Source organism: Bradyrhizobium sp. 25ACV (genome assembly GCF_054863005.1).
This window is the reverse complement of record NZ_JAVAYO010000018.1, coordinates 32,709-52,994: the sequence shown is the minus strand read 5'-3', so window position 1 is coordinate 52,994 and position 20,286 is coordinate 32,709. Positions and strand designations below refer to the sequence as shown.

Genomic DNA, 20,286 nt, shown 5'->3' with positions numbered 1-20,286 from the left:
AAGCGGAACCAATGGCCGAGACCTATCCTACACCCCGTTTTGGAGCTCCCCGCGAGCCGAAATCGCCCGCGAATCCGGGCAGCGGGCTCGTGCGCATGCTCGATGTCGTCACGGCCAGCCATGCCCGCGCCGTCGCCTTCCTGCTCGTGTGCGCGCTGCTGTTGTTCCTGCCGGGCTTCTTCACGATCCCGCCGATCGATCGCGACGAGGCACGGTTCGCCCAGGCCACCAAGCAAATGGTCGAGAGCGGCGACTATGTCGACATCCGCTTTCAGGAGGACGTCCGCTACAAGAAGCCGGTCGGCATCTACTGGTTGCAATCGGCGACGGTCGAAGCCGCCTCGATGCTCAAGCTGCCGAAGGCCGAATTGCGGATCTGGGTCTACCGGCTGCCGTCGCTGTTCGGGGCGATCGGTGCGGTGCTCATGACCTATTGGGCGGCGCTCGGCTTCGTCACGCGGCGTGCCGCAGTGCTGGCGGCGCTGATGATGTGCGCTTCGGTGCTGCTCGGCGTCGAGGCGCGGCTGGCCAAGACCGACGCGATGCTGCTGTTCTGCGTGACCGCCGCGATGGGGGCGATGGCGCGCGCCTATCTGTCCTGGCAGCGCGCCGAGGACGAGACGCATCCGCCCTGGAGCTGGCCCGCGATCTTCTGGACCGCGCTTGCGGTGGGCATCCTGATCAAGGGTCCGCTGATCCTGATGTTCGCGGCGCTGACCATCGTCGCGCTCGCGATCCAGGACCGCGATGCCTCCTGGCTGTGGAAGCTGCGCCCGGTCTGGGGCCTGATGTGGATGCTGGTGCTGGTGCTGCCCTGGTTCGTCGCGATCTTCTGGCGCGCGGGCGATGCCTTCTTTGCCGATTCCGTCGGCGGCGACATGCTGAGCAAGATCGGCGCCCAGGAATCCCATGGGGCGCCGCCCGGACTTTACCTGGCGCTGTTCTGGATCACGTTCTGGCCGGGCGCACCGCTCGCGGCGATGGCGGCGCCTGCGGTGTGGCGTGCGCGGCGCGAACCCGGCGCGCAGTTTCTGCTGGCCTGGCTGATCCCGTCCTGGATCGTGTTCGAGGCGGTGCTGACCAAGCTGCCGCATTACGTGCTGCCGCTGTATCCGGCGATCGCCATTCTCACCGCCGGCGCGGTGGAACGGCGCGTGCTGTCGCGCTCCTGGCTGATGCGCGGTTCGGCCTGGTGGTTCGCGATCCCCGCGGCCGCCTCGATCATCGCGGTGGTCGGCGCGGTGATGCTGACGCGGCAGCCGGCTTTTGTGGCCTGGCCGTTCATCGCGGCATCGTTGATCTTCGGCCTGTTCGCCTGGTGGCTGTACGACAACAACCGCGCCGAGCGCTCGCTGCTCAACGCGCTGGTCGCGGCCCTGATGCTGGCGGTGGTGGTGTATGGCATCGTGCTGCCGTCGCTGACGCCACTGTTTCCGAGCATCGAGATCGCGCGCGCGCTCCGCAACGTCACCTGCGTCGGGCCGAAGGCGGCGGCTGCCGGCTATCACGAGCCGAGCCTCGTCTTCCTGACGGGCACCCAGACCCTGCTCACGGACGGGTCGGGCGCGGCCGACTTCCTGAGGCAGGGGAGCTGCCGCTTTGCGCTGATCGAGCAGCGTTCGGAGCGGAGCTTCGTGCAGCGCGCCGAGGCGATCGGGCTGCGCTACAAGGTGGGTACCCGCATCGACGGCTATAATTTCTCGCAAGGCCGCGCGATCTCGATCTCGATCTTCCGCTCGGAAGGCACCGAATAGGATGCCTGTTACGACCAGCCCCGCGCCCCGTCCGGGCTATCCCGCGCAATTGCTCGCCGTGTCCCGGCGCGCGCTGGCGCAGCTCGTCCGCACGCCCTCGCATTCGCGCCGCGCAGAGGCCGCGCGAAAACTGGCGCGGCATTCGCTGTGGCTCAGCGCGGCGGGCGCGGCCCTGATCATTGCGCTGATGCTCGCGTTCGACCAGACCGAGATCCAGCTGATGCCGGCGCGCGGCACGCCAAGCCTGTGGCCGATCCGCATCCTCACCGATTTCGGCAAGGACGAGTATCTGCTCTCGGTGCTCGGGGGCTTGCTGGTGGTGTTGGCGTTCGTTGCGGCCGGGCTTCACGGCACAAGCCGCGCGCTGCTCCTCGGTCTCGGCACACGGCTGCAGTTTGTGTTTCTGTCGATTGCCGTGTCGGCATTCGTTGCCGAGGTCCTGAAATATATCATCGGCCGCGGACGTCCGTTTGTCGGCGGCAAGGCCAATCCGTTCAACTTCGTGCCGTTCGAGGGGACGGGGGCTTATGCCAGTCTGCCGTCGGGCCATGCCGTGGCCGCGTTCGCCCTGGCGTTTGCGGTATCGGCATTGTGGCCACGCCTGCGCGTGTTCATGTTCACATACGCAATCGTGATCCTGTTGACGCGGCTGGTGCTGGTCGCCCATCACCCGAGCGACGTCGTGGCCGGCGCCCTGGTCGGCACGGTCGGCGCCATGGCGGTCCGCTATTGGTTCGCGGCCCGGCGTCTGGGCTTTGCTATCCGCGCCGACGGCACCATCGTGCCTCTCCCGGGGGCAGTTTCGGGCCATCTCAAAAGGGTTGCCCGCGGGGCATCCGCCCCATAAAAGCGGCTGCCTGCCGGGACCGCCGGTTCCCAGGGGTCCCAGGCCCACTTCCAACCACGAGCCGCCTTTGTCGACGTCCCAGCCCTCGGTTTCCATCGTCGTTCCCGTGCGCAACGAAGCCGACAACATCGCGCCGCTGATCGCGGAGATCGGCGCGGCGCTCGATGGCCGCTGGGCCTATGAGATCATCTACGTCAACGACGGCTCGACCGACGCGACCGGCGAACGGCTCGCGGCGATCATGGCGCAGCGGAGCAATCTGCGCCAACTGCGCCATGCCAGATCAGGCGGCCAGTCCGCGGCCGTGCGCAGCGGCGTGCGCGCGGCGCGCGGCGCGATCGTGGCGACGCTCGATGGCGACGGCCAAAACAATCCGGCCTTCCTGCCCGACCTGATCGCGGCGGTCCAGAAGGGAGCAGGGCGCGTCGGCCTCGCCGCGGGGCAGCGCGTCGGACGCAAGGATACCGGCTTCAAGAAATTCCAGTCGCGCGTGGCCAACGGCGTCCGCAACTCCATCCTGAAGGACGGCACGCGGGATACCGGCTGCGGGCTGAAGGCATTCCGGCGCGAGGTCTTCCTGATGATGCCCTATTTCGACGGGCTGCATCGCTTCCTGCCGGCGCTGGTCCGGCGCGAAGGCTACGACATCGCCTATGTCGACGTGATCGACCGGCCGCGCCATTCCGGCGTGTCCAACTACGGCTTCTTCGACCGGCTGTGGATCGGCATCATGGATCTCGCCGGCGTGTGGTGGCTAATCCGCCGCAAGAAGCCGACACCAGATGTGACTGAGGTGAACGCATGATCATTCAATACGGTCAGGCGCTGAGCAACTATCTCTACGACGTCTTCGTCGCCAAGTTCGATTTCTGGCTGGCGTTCGGCCTTGTCGCGCAGCTGTTCTTCACCGCGCGCTTCCTGGTGCAGTGGATCGCCAGCGAGCGCGCCGGCAACAGCGTGGTGCCGATGGCGTTCTGGTTCTGCTCGATGGGCGGCGGGCTGATGACGCTGGTCTATGGCTTCGTGAAGCGCGAGCCGGTCATCATCCTCGGACAATCGCTCGCGACCATCATCTATATCCGCAACATCATGCTGATCATCAAGAACCGCGGCCGCGCCTCGAAGACGCTCGATCGCTGAGCCCAGGTTTTATCGCGGCAACGCCGACGCCGCGCCTGAGGCTGGCAGCGCCGCTGTCTCCGCCTCGGTCCTGCGATAGGGCACGCCGGCCGCGTCGAGCACCGGGTAGGCGACCGAGCAGATGTGCGAGTGGATGCGCCTGAGATCGCGCAGCACGTCCAGATGCAGCGAGGTCGTTTCTATGGTTTCGGGGCGGCCCTCGCGCAGGCGGTCGAGGTGGCGCTCGACTGCGGCAAGCTCGGTGTTGCGCAGTGCAGTTTTCTCCACCAGCAGCTTGCGCGCCTCGTTGGCGTCGCCGGACATGAAGACGCCGAAGGCAATCCGCAGCGAGTCCATGGTGCGCTTGTGGAAGGCGGCGAGCTCGTCGGCGCCTTCCGCCGAGAACTGGAAGCGCCGCTTGATCTTCTTGGTGGCGAGCTCGCTCAGGCTCTTGTCGATGATGTCGCCGATATGTTCGAGGTTGATGGCGAAGGAGATGATCTCCATCGCACGCCGTCCTTCGCTCTCGTCGAGGCTGCCCCGCATCAGCTTGGTCACGTAGAGCTTGATGGCCTCGTCGAGACCGTCGACGAAATTGTCCATCTTGGAGACCTGGTCGACCAGCGCACGGTCGCCGGTCATCATCGCAGCCATCACCTTGCGCAGCATGACCTCGACGAGGTCGCCCATCCGCAACGTCTCGCGGGCGGCGTCGGCGAGCGCCAGCGACGGCGTCTCCAGCGCGGTCTCGTCGAGATAGCGCGGCCGGGCTGGGTCGGCCTCCTGCACGCGATCCGGCAGGAGGCGGGTGAGTAGGCGCGACATGGTGTCGAGCAGGCCGATGAAGACGACGGCCGTGCCGACATTGAAGGCGATGTGGAAAGCCGCCGTCATCTTGGCCAGATCGGGCTGCCAGGCGTGGATGTGCTCGGCGATCGTGCCGAGGAAGGGCAGGACGAGCGCAATCCCGACGACGCGGTTGACGAGATTGCCGACCGGCAGACGGTAGCTCGCGGGATCGTCACGCCTGGCGCCCTCGAACACGGGATTGATGGCACTGCCGAGATTAGCCCCGAGCACCAGCGCCAGCGCCGCGTAGGGCGTGATGAACTGCGAATAGGCCAGCGACATGATCAGCAGCACGCTGGCGACGCTCGAATGCACGGCCCAGGTGACGAGGGCGGCGATGACGATGCACAATATGGGGTCGCCCGTGATGGCCGACATCACGATGCGGACGCCCGGTGCGTTCTCCGCCGGCGCCAGCGTGTCAAGCAGGATGTGCAGCGAGAGCAGCATCAGGCCGAGGCCGATGCAGACGCGGCCGATATCCTTGATCCGCGATCGCGGGCCGGAGCGGAAGGCGACGAGGCCGAGCACGAACAGGACCGGCGCGACGGCTGCGATGTTGAACGACAGCACCTGCACGATCAGCGTCGTGCCGACATTGGCCCCGAGCATGATGGCGAGCGCAGCGGCGAGGCTGACGAGCCCCTCGGCTGCGAACGAGCTCGTGATCAGGGCGGTCGCGGTGCTGCTCTGGAGTAGCGCGGTTAGGCCGAGGCCGGCGGCGAAGGCGCTGGCACGGTTGCTCAGCGCCTTGCCGAGCAAGCGCCTCAGGTCCGGGCCGAAGGCGCGCAGGATCCCGCTGTGGACCATATGCAGGCCCCACAGCAACAGCGCAACGCCGCCCATCAGATCGAGCAGAACCAACGTTCCCATGCTCCGTGTCCGGATTGGAGTCGATTGGTGAGGCTAGCGCCAAATGCTTGAGGTTCAAACCTTTTGTTGGCGCGTCGGCGTTAACGTTTACGCCAGCCGCACGTTCCCGCGGCGCATTGAGCGTCCGCCGCGGCGCGCGTTGGCGCATCCGCAGTCGAGATGCCTTGTGAGTAGGCTCATATTGCCGCCTTGAGGGCAGCGAAGCCGCGGTCGAGATCGGCCTTGAGGTCGTCGACGCTCTCCAGTCCAATATGCAGGCGCAGCGTCGGGCCGCCCGGCGACCACTTGGTCGCGGTGCGATAGGCATCGCAATCGAAGGGGATCGCAAGGCTCTCGAAGCCTCCCCATGAAAAGCCCATGCCGAACAGTTTGAGCGTGTTGAGCATGGTGTCGACGGCCTTCTGCGGGGCCGGCTTCAGCACGATGCTGAACAGGCCGGAGGCGCCGGTGAAGTCCCGCTTCCAGATCGCGTGACCGGGATCGGTCTCCAAGCCGGGATGCAGCACGCGCGCGACCTCGGGCCGGCTAGCCAGCCAGCGCGCCATGTCGAGCCCGGAACGATGATGCTGCGCCAGCCGCACCGACAGCGTGCGCAGGCCGCGCAGCGCCAGGAAGACGTCGTCGGGTCCGGCGCAGACGCCGAGCAGGCGGATGCCTTCCGCGATCTGCGGCCAGGCCTTGGCGTTGGCCGAGATCGTGCCGAACATGATGTCGGAATGGCCGCCGATATATTTGGTCGCGGCCTGCATGCTGATGTCGACGCCCTGTTCGAGCGAGCGGTGATAGAGCGGCGTCGCCCAGGTGTTGTCGTCGATGACGAGCGCGCCGCGCCCATGCGCGACCTCGGCGATGGCGCGAATGTCCGGCATCTCGAACGACTGCGAGCCCGGCGCCTCCACCAGCACGGCCCGGGTGTTGGGCTTGAACAGCTTATCGATGCCGGCGCCGATCATCGGATCGAAATAGGTGGTCTCGACGCCAAAGCGGGTGAGCAGGCCGTTGCAGAAATTGCGCGAGGGTCGATAGACGTTGTCGCAGACCAGGAGATTGTCGCCGGCCTTGAGCACCGAGAGCAGGGTGGTCGAGATCGCCGACAGCCCCGACGGGACGATGCCGACGCCGGCGCATTGCGGTCCCTCCAGCGCCATCAGCGTTTCCTGGAACGCCTTGGTGGTGGGGGAACCGTGGCGGCCATAGGTGAACTCGCCGCGATGCGCGTGCAGGTCCTCGGCGGTCGGGTAGAGCACGGTCGAGCCGTGAAAGACGGGCGGATTGACGAACCCCTTCTGCGCCTTGGTGTCGCGGCCGGAGGTGACCAGCCGGGTCTCGGCATGCTGCTCTTGGGGGTGCGAGGAATCCATGCGTCTGCTTTCAAAACCGCGTTTCCGCTCGGGCTTGGCGCCTGACGGGCTGGCCGAAAGGCCGCTGTCGTTAATAACAGAACACAGAAGAGTCCCGTCAACCCCTTGACCCGGCACGCCAGTCGTTCTGTGATGCGCAGGTGCTATTCAGTCGCCGCATGTTGAGGGGCCTGCCGCGACCTTCGATCCATCGTCTGACCGGACCTTGCGCCACAGCCATATCGGCGGGCGCCTGCGGCGGGGATTAAGGTATGGCCTCCCGGGATCGGCGGGTGTTCGGCAAGGTTTTCCAGCATGACTCTTGCAGGGCTGGCCTTGATACGCCTGGCCCTGGCAGCGATGATCCTGAGACAACGTTCCTTGAGACGACTTTGAAAGGCCCAAAGCCCATGAAACGCGTAACCCTGGCTCTCACTCTTGCTCTCGCCGCCTGCCTCTCCGCCCAGGCCGCCGATGCGCAAACGCTCAAGACGGTCAAGGACCGGGGCATGCTGTCCTGCGGCGTCAGCCAGGGCCTGCCGGGATTCTCCTCGCCCGACGACAAGGGCAACTGGACCGGCCTCGACGTCGACGTCTGCAAGGCGATCGCCGGGGCGATCTTCAACGATGCGACCAAGGTCAAGTACGTGCCGCTGTCCGCCAAGGACCGTTTCACCGCGCTGCAATCCGGCGAAATCGACGTGCTTTCGCGCAACACCACCTGGACCATCTCGCGTGATACCTCGCTCGGCGCCAATTTTACCGGCGTGACCTATTATGACGGGCAGGGCTTCATGGTGAAGAAGTCGCTCAAGGTGAATTCGGCACTCGAGCTCAACAGCGCCTCGGTCTGCGTGCAGACCGGCACCACCACCGAGCAGAATCTGGCCGACTACTTCAAGGCCAACAACATGAAGTACGAGGTGATCGCATTCGGCACCAACGACGAAACGGTCAAGGCCTATGAGGCCGGACGCTGCGACGTCTTCACCACCGATCAGTCGGGCTTGTACGCCAATCGCCTGAAGCTTGCCAATCCCAACGACCACATGGTGCTTCCCGAGATCATCTCGAAGGAGCCGCTCGGCCCCATGGTGCGCCACGGCGACGATCAGTGGTTCGACATCGTGAAGTGGACCCTGTTCGCGATGGTCACCGCCGAAGAGCTTGGCGTGAGCTCGAAGAACGTCGACGAGAAAGCGAAGCTGGAAAATCCCGAGTTGAAGCGCGTCCTCGGCACCGACGGCAATTTTGGCGAACAGCTCGGCCTGACCAAGGACTGGGTGGTGCGGATCGTGAAGGCGGTCGGCAATTACGGCGAGGTGTTCGATCGCAATGTCGGCGCAGGCTCGCCGCTCGGTATCAATCGTGGCCTTAACAATCTCTGGAACAAGGGCGGTCTTCAGTACGCGCCGCCGATCCGCTGATCATCCTGATCCGCTGGCAGCGGCATGAGCACCGAGGCCCGAAAACCGCCACCCCAGATCGCGCTGAAGATCAGGCGCGTTCTGGGTGGCAAGGCAGGCTGGAACGGCGTTGCCGTCCAGTTTGCCTTCGCGGCGATCCTGGGCTGGATCGGCTATGAGATCGTCTCCAATGCCCGCGCCAACCTCGAAAACCAGCACATCGCCGCCGGCTTCGGCTTCCTCAGGAATAATGCCGGCTTCGACGTCAACCAGACCCTGATCTCCTATACCGGTTCGGACACCTTCCTGCGCGTGTTCGTGGTCGGGCTCCTGAACACGCTTGTGGTCTCGGTGGTGGGCATCGTCTTCGCCACCTTGATCGGCTTCATCGTCGCGCTGTGCCGGCTGTCGCCCAATTGGCTGTTGTCGCGCGTCGGCGAGATCTATGTCGAGATCATCCGCAACCTGCCGCTGCTGTTCCAGATCCTGTTCTGGTACCTCGCGGTGCTCGCTGCCTTGCCCAATCCGCGGCAGAGCATCTCGCTGCTCGGCGTTGCCTTCATCAGCAATCGCGGCCTCGTCATTCCAAGCCCGGTCGGCGGGAGCGGCCTGGAGCCGTTCCTGGCGATGCTGGCGCTCGGTATCGTCGCGTCACTGGTCTTGCGCTTCTATGCGCGGCGCGCACTGTTTCAGGAAGGGCGGATGATCCGGATCTGGCCCGCTGTGCTGGGCCTGCTGTTTGGGCTGCCGCTCGCCACGATGCTGGTATCAGGTTTGCCCTTCACCTTCGAGCTGCCGCAGCTGAAGGGCTTCAACTTCGCCGGCGGCTCGCGGATCATCCCGGAATTCGTGGCGCTGACGCTGGCGCTGTCGACCTATACCGCCGCCTTCATCGCCGAGATCGTGCGCGCCGGAATCCTGTCCGTCCACAAGGGGCAGATGGAGGCGGGGGCCTCGCTCGGCCTCAGCCGCGGCACCACGCTCCGGCTGATCGTCGTGCCGCAGGCCATGCGCGTGATCGTGCCGCCGCTGACCAACCAGTACCTCAATCTCACCAAGAACTCGTCGCTGGCGGTCGCGATCGGCTACCCCGACCTCGTCTCGGTGTTCGCCGGCACGTCGCTGAGCCAGACCGGGCAGGCGATCGAGATCATCGCGATGACCATGGGCATCTATCTCCTGATCTCGCTGCTCACCAGCGCGGTCATGAGCGTCTACGGGTGGCGCGTCAGCCGGAGTCTGGGCGCATGAGCGATATTGCCTCGAGCAGCTTCGTCCGCCGGGACCTGCTCACCGAGCGTCCCGCACCGATGAAGACCACGGGCTTTGTCGGGCTGATGCGTACGCGCCTGTTCAACTCGCCGACCAACATCCTGCTCACGATCGTGGGCGCCTTGCTGTTGTGGTTCACCATCATTCCCTCGGTCAGGTTCCTGATGGTGGATGCGGTCTGGAGCGGCAAGGACCGCACAGCATGCCTCGCGGAGAACGCTGGCTTTGCGGTCGGCGCCTGCTGGCCCTACATCCAGGCCAAGCTGCCGCAATTGATCTACGGTTTTTATCCCGAGGCCGAGCGCTGGCGGGTCAACCTCACCTTCATCCTTGCGGTGGCCCTGCTGGTGCCGCTGCTCGTGCCACGTCTGCCGGCGAAGGGGCTCAACGCCAGTCTGTTCTTCTTCGCATTTCCGGTGGTCGCGTTCTTTCTGCTGCAGGGCGGCGGCATCAAGGGCTTCGGCCTCAGCTGGACCGCCGGCCTGCTGGAATTGTTCGACGACAGCATCATCGGCGCCGGGCAGGCCGTGCTCGGTCTCAGTAAGACATCCGCCGCCGCGCCGTTGTTGTGGTTGGTCGGGAATTTCATCGTGCTGGTCGGCACGGCGATCTCCTGGTTGATCCTCCCGCTGACCTGGCTGCGCGATCAGATCCAGGGAGCGGGCCAGTCGGTCTGGGCCGATTTCGCCGTGACGACCGCAGTCGTGTCGTTGATCGCCTTCGGTCTCGGCGGCGGCTTGCGCACGGGTTGGCGCGCTCTGGCCTCGAGCATCGCTGCCTTCGCCGCCATCGCTGTCGTCATCAAGCTGATGGGGCTCGATCGCGGTGGACTCCCGGTCGTGACGACGAATTTGTGGGGCGGCCTCCTGGTGACGCTGGTGGTCTCCGTCACCGGCATCGTCACCTCGCTGCCGATCGGCATCGCGCTGGCGCTCGGCCGCCGCTCCTCCATTCCGCTGATCCGGATCTTCTCGATCGCCTTCATCGAGTTCTGGCGCGGCGTGCCGCTGATCACCGTGCTGTTCTTCGCCACCTACATGCTGCCGCTGTTCCTGCCCGGCAATTTCACCGTCGACGGTCTCGTCCGCGCGCTGATCGGGATCGCGCTGTTCACGGGCGCCTATCAGGCCGAGAACGTCCGCGGCGGGCTCGCTGCGATCCCACGCGGGCAGGGTGAGGCCGCCGCCGCCCTGGGTCTGTCCTGGTGGAAGACGACCTCGCTGATCGTGCTCCCGCAGGGGCTGCGTCACGTCATTCCGAACCTCGTCAACAGCTTCATCTCGCTGTTCAAGGACACCTCGCTGGTCTCGATCGTGGCGCTGTTCGACCTGTTGGGCTCGCTCAGGGCCTCGTTCTCGGACCCGAAATGGTCGACGCCCTCGACCGCGTTCACCGGCTTCGCCTTCGCCGGGATCATCTACTTCATCTTCTGCTTTGGAATGTCGCGCTACTCGCTGTTCGTCGAGCACCGCCTCAACGCCCACCGTCGCAACTGATCGAGGTCACCATGTCCGACCCCATCGTCAAGATTTCCGGCCTCAACAAATGGTACGGCGACTTTCACGTGCTGCGCGACATCGACCTCGCGGTCGCGAAGGGAGAGCGCATCGTGATCTGCGGGCCCTCGGGCTCCGGCAAGTCGACCCTGATCCGCTGCATCAACGCGCTTGAGGAATTCCAGGAAGGCGAGATCGTCGTCGACGGCATCGCGCTCGGGCCCAACCTCAAGCACATCGACGCGGTGCGCCGCGAGGTCGGCATGGTGTTCCAGAGCTTCAACCTGTTTCCGCATCTGACCGTGCTGGAGAACTGCACGCTGGCGCCGATCTGGGTGCGCAACATCCCGAAGAAGGACGCCGAGATCAACGCGATGAAGTTCCTGGAGCGGGTCAAGATCCCGCATCAGGCCAACAAGTTTCCGGGGCAGATGTCCGGCGGCCAGCAGCAGCGCGTCGCGATCGCGCGGGCCCTGACCATGAACCCGAAGGTCATGCTGTTCGACGAGCCGACCTCGGCGCTCGACCCGGAGATGGTCAAGGAGGTGCTCGACACCATGGTGGACCTTGCCGAGGAAGGCATGACCATGCTGGTCGTCACTCACGAAATGGGCTTTGCCCGCGAGGTCGCCAACCGCGTGGTGTTCATGGATGCCGGCCAGATCATCGAGGCCAACACGCCGAACGAGTTCTTTGCGGCGCCCCAGCACGCCCGCACAAAACTGTTCCTGAGCCAGATTCTGCGCTGAGCACCTGCCATCCGGAGACCTCGCCGGTCTGACCGGGCCGCCAGCCTGGCACCATCCGAATCAGCTGTGCCTCTTTCCGGGCCATCTTCCGGAGAGAGACCTTGCAGAGCAGTGTCGGCGCGCGCGCATTCCAGAATGCGCGATTGCACAAGAAGTTGAGGAAGCAGGCGGACGCCGTCATGTCGCTCGCGGTCGAGGCTCTCCGGCAGGGCCGATTTGCTGAGGCCGAGACGCTCTGCCGCGGGATTGTGGAGGAGGTTCCGGATCATTTCCACGCCACGCACCTGCTCGGCCTGCGCGCCTATGAGGGCGGGCGGCTGGAGGAGGCGCAACGGCTGTTCGAACGCGCGATTGCGCTCGATCCGCGCTCCCCCGATGCCCATGGCAATCTCGGCGCCGTGTATTTCGATCTCCAGAGATTCCAGGACGCGCGCGCATGCCAGGAGAAGGCCCTTGCGCTGAAGCCGAATTGTCCGATCACCCTGACCAATCTCGGCAATACGCTCCTCAACGTCGGCCTCGGAGAACAGGCGATCGGGCTGCACGAACGCGCGATCAGGCTGCGGCCCGACTACGCCGATGCATTTTGCAACCGCGGCATGGCGGAGCTGATGATCGGCCGGTCCGAGCGCGCCAAGGAGAGTTTCGATCGCGCCCTGTCGTTTCAGCCGCGTCATGGGGAAGCGATCGCCGGCAAGGGCATGGTGTGCATCGAGCTCCGGCATTTTGAGGAGGCGGAAGCCGCCCTCGCGGCAGGGCTCGCGATCAAGCCGGGTTCACCGCGGATTCTGGCGCAGCGCGGACGGCTCAACTTCGACCTGCACCGGCTGGAGCAGGCGGCAGCGGACTTCGATGCGGCGCTGGCGCAATCGCCGCGGCTCGAGCTCGCACTGCGTGGCAAGGCGCAAGTCAACCTGCTGCTGGGGAATACGACGCAGGCGATTGCGGCCGTCAAGACCCTGCTTGAGGACAATCCGCGGTCCGATTATGCAATCGTCCTTCTCGGGGCCTGCTACGCGAACCAGGGAGACGTCGCGACCGCGCTCGAGCACCTCGACGCGGCGCTCGAGATCACGCCGGATTATGCGGATGCGATCGCCCGCAAGATCTTCATCCTGGATTATCTGCCCGAGGCGGATTTCGCGGTCCAGCAGGCGGCGCGAAAATCCTGGTGGGATGCGATCGGCACCAGATTGCCGCAACGGACGCTGCCGCCCCGGGAGCTCGATCCGGACAGGCGGATCGTCGTCGGCTATGTCGCCTCGGAATTCAGAAACCACTCGGCGGCGTTCGCGCTGTTGCCGGTGCTGCGCCATCATGATCACACGAGGTTCGAGATCGTCTGCTATTCCTGCTGGCCGCTGCAGGATGAGATCACCGAGAGATTCAAGCCTCTCGCGGACGTCTGGGTCGATGCCGCGCAGCTTTCGGACGACGAGCTCGCCGATCGCATCCAGTCGGACAAGATCGACATCCTGATCGACGTATCCGGGCATACGGCCGGCAACAGGCTCCCCGTATTTGCCCGCAAGCCGGCCCCGATCCAGGTCACGGGTTTCGGACACGCCACGGGCACGGGCCTTCAGACCATGGATTACGTGCTCGCCGATCCAATCTTCATTCCGCAATCGGCGCGCCATTTGCTGACTGAGAAGGTCCATGATCTGCCCTGCCTGATCACGATCGATCCCATCCTGGACGTGCCGCCCTCGGAGCTTCCCATGCTCCGGAACGGCCATGTGACCTTCGGCGTGTTCAACCGCATCTACAAGATCTCGGACGAGGCGATCCGGGTGTGGTCGGAAGTGATGCGTGAGGTGAGGGGGTCGAAGATCATCATCAAGCACGGGCTGCTCGACGATCCCTTGCTGCGCGACGGCTTGGTCGCGCGGTTCGTGGCCCAGGGCATTGCCGAAGAGAATATCACCTGCCTCGGCTCGACCACGCGCCACGAGCATCTGCTGGCCTTTGCACAAGTCGACATCTCCCTCGACACCTTCCCGCAAAATGGCGGCATCAGCACCTGGGAATCCCTCTATGCGGGCGTTCCGGTGGTCGCCAAGCTCGGCAACGGCTCTTCGTCGCGCGCCGGGGGCTCCATCGTGGCGGCCGTCGGCCTCGACGACTGGGTCGCCGAGGATGACGACGGCTACGCCGCGATCGCATGCAAATACGCGGCGCAGCCCGCTCATCTGGCGAAGCTGCGGGCGGAGCTGCCGGCTCGGATCGCAGCCTCGCCTGCCGGCAACGTCGAACTTTACACGCGTGAGGTCGAAGCGGCCTATCGCCGGTTCTGGCACGATCATTGTGCCGCGGCCTCGGAACGCGGCGAGGCGGCGTAGCCCGACCTTGCGTTGCCCCCGGGAAACCCCGGAGTCGCTATTGGTCTGGTCACCGGCGGGCCAGGGCAGCGAATCAGTTAGACTCCCCTGAGGGCATCCTCCGGAGAGACACCTTGCAGAACAGCGGCGGCGGCGCGCGCGCATTCCAGAATGCGCGATTGCAGAAGAAGTTGATGAAGCAGGCCGACGCCGTCATCGCCGCTGCGGCGAACGCCTATGGCCAGGGCCGCTATGCCGAGACCGAGGCGCTGTGCCGCGAGATCCTGAAAGCCCTTCCGGATCATGTCGACGCCATCCACCTGCTCGGCATGTGCGCCCACGACGGCCGGCGCTTCGAGGAGGCGCAACAGCTGCTGGAGCGCGTGATTGCGCTCGATCCACGCCTGCACGATGCCCATAACAACCTCGCTACCGTGCATTTCGACCTCGGCAATTACGAGGACGCGCGGCGGTGCCAGGAGAGGGCGATCGCGCTGAAGCCGAATTTCGCGGTGGCGCTGACCAATCTCGGCAACACGCTGATGCATATGGGGCTCTACGAGCAGGCGCTCGAAATGCACGAGCGCGCCATCAAGGTCAAACCGGATTATGCCGACGCGCTCTGCAATCGCGGCATGGTCGAGATCGTGCTTGGGCAGATCATGCGCGCCAAGGAGAGTTTCGATCGCGCCCTGCTATTTCAGCCGCGCCACGCGGAGGCCATCGTCGGCAGCGGCATGGTCAGCATGGAACTGCGGCACCACGAGGAGGCGGCAGCCAAGTTAGCCACGGCGCTCGCGATCAAGCCGGGCGCGCCGAGGATCCTGGCCCAGCGCGGGCGGCTCAGTTACGAGCTGCAGCGCCTCCACGAGGCGCTGGCGGATTTCGATGCGGCGCTTGCGATTTCGCCCAAGCTCGAACTGGCCCTTCGGGGTAAGGCGCAGGTCTGCCTCGTCATGGGAAAGACCGCGCAGGCGATGGCGGCCGCGATGACCTTGATCGAGCGCAACCCGCGCTCCGAGATGGGGTTGGCGCTGATGGGCTTCGCTTATTCGAACCAGGGAGAGATGGACGCTGCGATCGAATATCTCGATCGTGCGCTGGCGCTCCGACCGGACTATGGAGACGCGATCAGAGGCAAGATCTTCCTGCTGGACTACCTCGCGGATGCCGATTTCGCGGTCCAGCAGGCTGTGCGAAAGTCATGGTGGGATGCGATCGGCTCGAAGATTCCGCAAAGGACGCTGCCGAAGCGGCCGCTGGATCCGGACAAGCAGATCGTGGTCGGATATGTCGCGGCCGAATTCCGGCAACACTCGGCGGGGCTCACCCTGCTGCCGGTGTTGCGCCATCATGATCACGCCAAGTTCAAGATCATCTGCTACTACTCCTGGCCGGGAGCGGACGAGTACACCGCCATGTTCAAGCAAATGGCGGACGTTTGGGTCGACGCTTGGCAGATGTCGGACGACGAACTCGCCGATCGCATTCAGGCCGACAATGTCGACATCCTGATCGACGTTTCGGGCCACACGACCGGCAACCGGCTGCAATGCTTCGCGCGGAAGCCGGCTCCGATCCAGGCTACCGGCTTCGGACACGCGACGGGCACGGGCATGCAGACCATGGACTACGTGCTCGCGGATCCCATTTTTATTCCGCCATCGGCGCGGCATTTGTTTCCGGAAAAGATCTACGATCTGCCGTGCCTGATCACGATGGAGCCGGTCACCAATCTGCGGCCTTCCGAGCTGCCAATGCTCCGCAACGGCTACGTCACCTTCGGCGTGTTCAACCGCATCTACAAGATCTCGGATGATGCGATCCGTGTGTGGTCGCGCATCATGCGGGAGGTGCCGGGATCGAAGATCATCCTCAAGCATGGTTTGCTCGACGATGCCTTGCTGCGCGATAGCCTGATCGCACGCTTCATCGCGCAGGGCATTGCCGAGGAGGATATCACGTGCCTCGGCACCACCTCGCGCGACGATCACCTGATGGCTTTTGACAAGATCGATATTTCGCTCGACACGTTCCCGCAGAATGGCGGCATCAGCACCTGGGAATCCCTCTACAAGGGCGTTCCCGTCGTCGCCAAGCTTGGCATTGGGGCTTCTTCGCGTGCCGGCGCCTCCATCGTGGCCGCCGTCGGTCTCGGTGACTGGGTCGCCGGGGATGACGACGGCTATGTCGAGATCGCCCGCAAATTCGCCTCGCAGCCCGAGCATTTGGCGAAGTTGCGCGCGGGATTGCCGGCTCAGATCGCAGCCTCGCCCGCCGGTAATGTCGAGATGTACACGCGTGAGCTCGAAGCGGGTTATCGTCACTTCTGGCGCGACTATTGTGCCGCCGCCGCGGAGAGCGACGACGCTGCGATAATCGGGGCAGACGCACCGGGCGGTTCCTGAGCCGGATCCTGCAGCGAGCCCCGGAATAGCACGGAACGCGAATCAGTTAGACTCGCGGCAGGCCATCTTCCGGAGAGACACCTTGCAGAGCAGCGCCGGCGCGCGCGCATTCCAGAATGCGCGGTTGCAGAAGAAACTGAAGAAGCAGGCCGACGCGATCATCTCTGCCGCGGCGAGCGCCTATGGCCAGGGCAGATATGCGGAGACCGAGGCACTCTGCCGTCAGATCCTGCAGGTCGTTCCAGATCATTTCGACGCTGTGCATCTGCTCGGCCTGAGCGCGCAACACGGCGGGCGCCTGGAGGAGGCGCAACAGCTGCTCGAGCGCGCGATCGCGATCGATCCTCGCTCGCACGAGGCCCACAACAATCTCGCGGCTGTTCACCTGGCCCTTCAAAATTTTGAGGCCGCCCGTGCATCCCAGGAGAAGGCGATCGCGCTGAAGCCGAATTTTCTGCCGGCCCTGGTAGGCCTCGGCAATACCTCGCTCCAGATGAACCTGCCCGAACAGGCGATCGAACTGTACGATCGCGCCCTCAAGCTGAAGCCCGATTATGCCGATGCACTCTGCAATCGTGGTTTGGCCGAGCTGGCGCTGGGCCGGTTTGCCCCTGCCATGCAAAGCTTCGAGCGCGCGCTGCTGTTTCAGCCGCGCCATGTCGAGGCGCTCGTCGGCAAAGCCGTAGTCGGCCTCGAGCTCAAGCATTACGATGATGCGGAAGCTGCTCTCGCAGCGGCGCTCGTGATCAGGCCCGGTTCGGCGAAGATATTGGCGCAACGCGGGCGGCTCAATTACGAGCTGCAGCGTCTGGAACCGGCGGTTGCCGATTTCGATGCGGCGCTTGCGATTTCGCCCAAGCTCGAACTGGCTCTCCGGGGCAAGGCACAGGCCTGCCTCGTGATGGGAAAGACGGCGCAGGCGATGGCGGCCGCTGCGGCCTTGATCGAGCGAAATCCGCGCTCGGAGACGGGGCTGGCGCTGATGGGCTTTGCTCATTCGAACCAGGGAGACATGGACGCCGCTATCGCATATCTCAATCGCGCGCTGGCGATCCGGCCGGACTATGAGGATGCGATCCGGGGCAAGATCTTCTTGCAGGACTTCCGTGCTGAGGCCGATTTCGCGCTCCAGCAGGCGGTGCGACGGGATTGGTGGGACTTAATCGGCTCCAGGATACTGCGGCGGACTCTGCCGAAGCGACCGCTTGATCCGGACAAGCGGATTGTGGTCGGCTATGTCGCTACCGAATTCCGACAGCACTCGGCGGGGCTGACTTTGCTGCCGGTGCTGCGCCATCATGATCACACCAACTTCAAGATCATCTGCTATTCGTGCTCGCCGTCACGAGATGAGATGACCGCCAAATTCAAGTCGCTGGCGGACGTCTGGGTCGATGCATGGCAGCTTTCGGACGACGAGCTCGCCGATCGCATTCAGGCCGACAATGTCGATATTCTGATCGACGTTTCGGGCCACACGACCGGCAACAGGCTGCAGGTCTTCGCGCGGAAGCCGGCTCCAATACAGGCCACCGGATTCGGACACGCGACGGGCACGGGCATGCAGACCATGGACTATGTGCTCGCGGACCCCGTCTTCATTCCGCAATCGGCACGGCATATGCTGGCCGAAAAGGTCTTTGACCTGCCGTGTCTCAACACCATCGATCCGATCCTGGACGTGCCGCCTTCGGAGCTTCCCATGCTTCGCAACGGCCATGTCACTTTCGGCGTGTTCAACCGCGTCAACAAGATCTCGGACGAGGCGATCCGGGTGTGGTCGAAGGTGATGCGCGAGGTGATCGGATCGAAGATCATCGTCAAACATACGCTGCTTGACGATCCCATGGTGCGCGACGGCCTGCTTGCGCGGCTCGTGAACCAGGGCATCCCCGAACAGAACATCACCTGCCTGGGCTCGTCAGGGCGGGCGGATCATCTGCGGACCTTCGCGCAAGTCGATATTTCGCTCGATCCATTCCCGCAGAATGGCGGCATCAGCACCTGGGAATCCCTCTATGCGGGCGTTCCTGTCGTGGCCAAGCTCGGTCACGGCGCCTCGTCGCGCGCCGGCGGCGCCATCGTGGCGGCGGTCGGGCTTAACGACTGGGTCGCCGAGGATGACGAGGGCTATGTCGAGATCGCCCGCAGATTTGCGTCGCAGCCCGAGTATCTGGCGAAGTTGCGTGCGGGCCTGCCGGCTCGGATCGCGGCCTCGCCAGCTGGCAATGTCGAGATCTACACGCACAGGGTCGAGGAGGGCTATCGCCGGTTCTGGCGCGACTATTGCGCCGCTGCTGCGGAGCGCGGCGAGGTCGCGTAAACCGGCCGAACGGTGCTGACGTTGTGGACCCGCGTCCCCGACTCGAGGGGCGCGTGACGATCACACGAAGGGCGGCTTGATATTGCTGCGCTTCTCCAACCATTCCGGCACCGGCAGGTTCTTGGCGCGCATGAAGTCCGCGTTGAACAGCTTCGACTGATAGCGGCTGCCGGAATCGCACAGCACGGTGACGATGGTCTTGCCGGGCCCGAGCTGTTTGGCGAGGCGCATTGCGCCCACGATGTTGACACCGGTCGAGCCGCCGAGGCACAGGCCCTCGTGCTGCAGCAGCTCGTAGATCACGCCGACAGCTTCGGCATCGGGAATGAGATAGGCATCATCGACCTTCGCGGTCTCCACGATGGCGGTCGCCCGGTTGAGGCCGATGCCCTCGGTGATCGAGCCACCCGGCGTCGCCTTGGGATCGCCGGTCCTGAAGTATTCATACATGCCGGCGCCGTGCGGATCGGCGCATGCGATCCGCACGTTCTTGTTCTTCTCTTTCAAGTAACGGCTGATGCCGGCCAGCGTGCCCCCGCTGCCGACCGAGCAGACGAAGCCGTCGACCTTACCGCCGGTCTGCTCCCAGATTTCGGGGCCCGTGGACTCGTAATGCGCCTTGGCATTGTCGAGGTTGTTCCACTGATCGGCGAACAACACGCCGTTCGGTTCGGTCTTGCGCAGCTCGTCAGCAAGACGGCGACCGACATGCTGGTAGTTGTTGGGATTGGCGTAGGGCAGGGCCGGCACCTCGATCAGCTCGGCCCCGCACAGCTTCAGGAAGTCCTTCTTCTCCTGGCTCTGCGTTTCCGGGATCACGATCAGGGTACGGTAGCCGCGCGCGCTCGCGACGACCGCAAGCCCGATGCCGGTATTGCCGGCGGTCGCTTCCACCACGAGACCGCCCGGCTTGAGCTCACCGCGCGTCTCGGCCTCCAGGATCATCCATTTGCCGGCGCGGTCCTTGACCGACTGGCCGGGATTCATGAACTCGGCCTTGCCAAGAATGGTGCAGCCGGTCAGTTCCGAGGCGCGCTTCAGCTTGATCAGCGGGGTGTTGCCGATGGCTTCGACAACGTCATTTCGAATGGTCATGTCAGGGAAATCGCTACCAAGGGGGTTGATCTGGTTGGCGAGAACGTAGTGCTTGGGAGGCCAAAGGGGAAGGCTTTTGCGCTGCGGCGAAACCGAGCGAAACCTCTGCTCAAACAGCAATATTCCCAAGAGGCGCGCCCGGCGACGATGCGCTCGGCCATAAGCCGGGATGTCGGTAGGAGGAAATCCCCGCGCTCCGTCCGGCCAGGGAAGATGACAGTCGTGACCAGCCAACTCGCGGCAAACTTTTTCCAAGGCCGAGGCTTCTCCGCCCGGATGGCCGAATCATATCGGCCCGAGGAACGGCTTTCTCTCCCGCGATTGACGGGCTTGTGAGATTACTCAGCCAGGGCGCGACTGAGGCGGGGCGTGGTCCGGTCGGATGGAAAGGCCCTGGTGCCGCTGTGGCAGCAATATCACATGAAATCTTGGTA

The 20,286-nt window shown here is 64.6% G+C and carries 14 protein-coding genes; 11 read left to right on the top strand and 3 right to left on the bottom strand.

Going from position 1 to position 20,286, the window contains the following annotated elements; genetic code table 11:
• Positions 1–11: 11 nt before the first annotated feature.
• The 4 genes from RAD04_RS31870 (at position 12) to RAD04_RS31855 (ending at position 3,741) form a co-directional block, all read left to right on the top strand.
• Positions 12–1,754, top strand: coding sequence for an ArnT family glycosyltransferase (locus tag RAD04_RS31870; RefSeq protein WP_461626965.1), 1,743 nt, complete (start codon positions 12–14; stop codon positions 1,752–1,754).
• Between the two features lies 1 nt (position 1,755).
• Entirely contained in the window at positions 1,756–2,601 is an 846-nt protein-coding gene (locus RAD04_RS31865; protein ID WP_461626964.1) for a phosphatase PAP2 family protein, read from the top strand.
• A 67-nt stretch (positions 2,602–2,668) separates the two neighbouring features.
• Positions 2,669–3,406: a glycosyltransferase family 2 protein gene (locus RAD04_RS31860; protein WP_461626963.1), complete on the top strand. Its 738-nt coding sequence runs from the start codon at positions 2,669–2,671 to the stop codon at positions 3,404–3,406.
• Positions 3,403–3,741, top strand: coding sequence for a lipid-A-disaccharide synthase N-terminal domain-containing protein (locus tag RAD04_RS31855; RefSeq protein ID WP_461626962.1), 339 nt, complete (start codon positions 3,403–3,405; stop codon positions 3,739–3,741). The genes RAD04_RS31860 and RAD04_RS31855 overlap by 4 nt, the downstream gene beginning before the upstream one ends.
• A 9-nt stretch (positions 3,742–3,750) precedes the next feature.
• On the opposite strand, the gene RAD04_RS31850 is transcribed toward RAD04_RS31855, so the two are convergent.
• The gene (locus RAD04_RS31850) at positions 3,751–5,442 is read right to left on the bottom strand and encodes a Na/Pi cotransporter family protein (RefSeq protein WP_461626961.1); all 1,692 of its coding nucleotides are present in this window, start codon (positions 5,440–5,442) and stop codon (positions 3,751–3,753) included.
• Positions 5,443–5,618: 176 nt separating this feature from the next.
• On the bottom strand, positions 5,619–6,803 hold the full coding sequence (gene metC, locus RAD04_RS31845; protein ID WP_461626960.1) for a cystathionine beta-lyase: 1,185 nt from the start codon (positions 6,801–6,803) through the stop codon (positions 5,619–5,621).
• 389 nt (positions 6,804–7,192) lie between these two features.
• Between metC and RAD04_RS31840 the strand changes: the two genes are divergently transcribed.
• From RAD04_RS31840 to RAD04_RS31810, 7 genes are all read left to right on the top strand, one after another.
• Positions 7,193–8,209, top strand: coding sequence for an amino acid ABC transporter substrate-binding protein (locus RAD04_RS31840; RefSeq protein ID WP_461626959.1), 1,017 nt, complete (start codon positions 7,193–7,195; stop codon positions 8,207–8,209).
• 24 nt (positions 8,210–8,233) lie between these two features.
• Positions 8,234–9,439, top strand: coding sequence for an amino acid ABC transporter permease (locus RAD04_RS31835; RefSeq protein ID WP_461626958.1), 1,206 nt, complete (start codon positions 8,234–8,236; stop codon positions 9,437–9,439).
• The gene (locus RAD04_RS31830) at positions 9,436–10,956 is read left to right on the top strand and encodes an amino acid ABC transporter permease (protein ID WP_461626957.1); all 1,521 of its coding nucleotides are present in this window, start codon (positions 9,436–9,438) and stop codon (positions 10,954–10,956) included. Before RAD04_RS31835 ends, RAD04_RS31830 begins: the two co-directional genes overlap by 4 nt.
• 11 nt (positions 10,957–10,967) lie before the next feature.
• Positions 10,968–11,705, top strand: a complete 738-nt coding sequence (locus RAD04_RS31825; protein ID WP_183234228.1) for an amino acid ABC transporter ATP-binding protein — start codon at positions 10,968–10,970, stop codon at positions 11,703–11,705.
• Positions 11,706–11,806: 101 nt separating this feature from the next.
• On the top strand, positions 11,807–14,047 hold the full coding sequence (locus tag RAD04_RS31820) for an O-linked N-acetylglucosamine transferase, SPINDLY family protein (RefSeq protein ID WP_461626956.1): 2,241 nt from the start codon (positions 11,807–11,809) through the stop codon (positions 14,045–14,047).
• 113 nt (positions 14,048–14,160) lie between these two features.
• Complete coding sequence (locus tag RAD04_RS31815; protein ID WP_461626955.1) at positions 14,161–16,434, top strand: O-linked N-acetylglucosamine transferase, SPINDLY family protein; 2,274 nt, start codon at positions 14,161–14,163, stop codon at positions 16,432–16,434.
• A gap of 82 nt (positions 16,435–16,516) precedes the next feature.
• Positions 16,517–18,757: an O-linked N-acetylglucosamine transferase, SPINDLY family protein gene (locus RAD04_RS31810; protein ID WP_461626954.1), complete on the top strand. Its 2,241-nt coding sequence runs from the start codon at positions 16,517–16,519 to the stop codon at positions 18,755–18,757.
• A gap of 60 nt (positions 18,758–18,817) precedes the next feature.
• Here the strand turns inward: RAD04_RS31810 and RAD04_RS31805 are convergent, their stop codons facing one another.
• Positions 18,818–19,852, bottom strand: coding sequence for a cysteine synthase A (locus RAD04_RS31805; RefSeq protein ID WP_461626953.1), 1,035 nt, complete (start codon positions 19,850–19,852; stop codon positions 18,818–18,820).
• Positions 19,853–20,286: the final 434 nt, after the last annotated feature.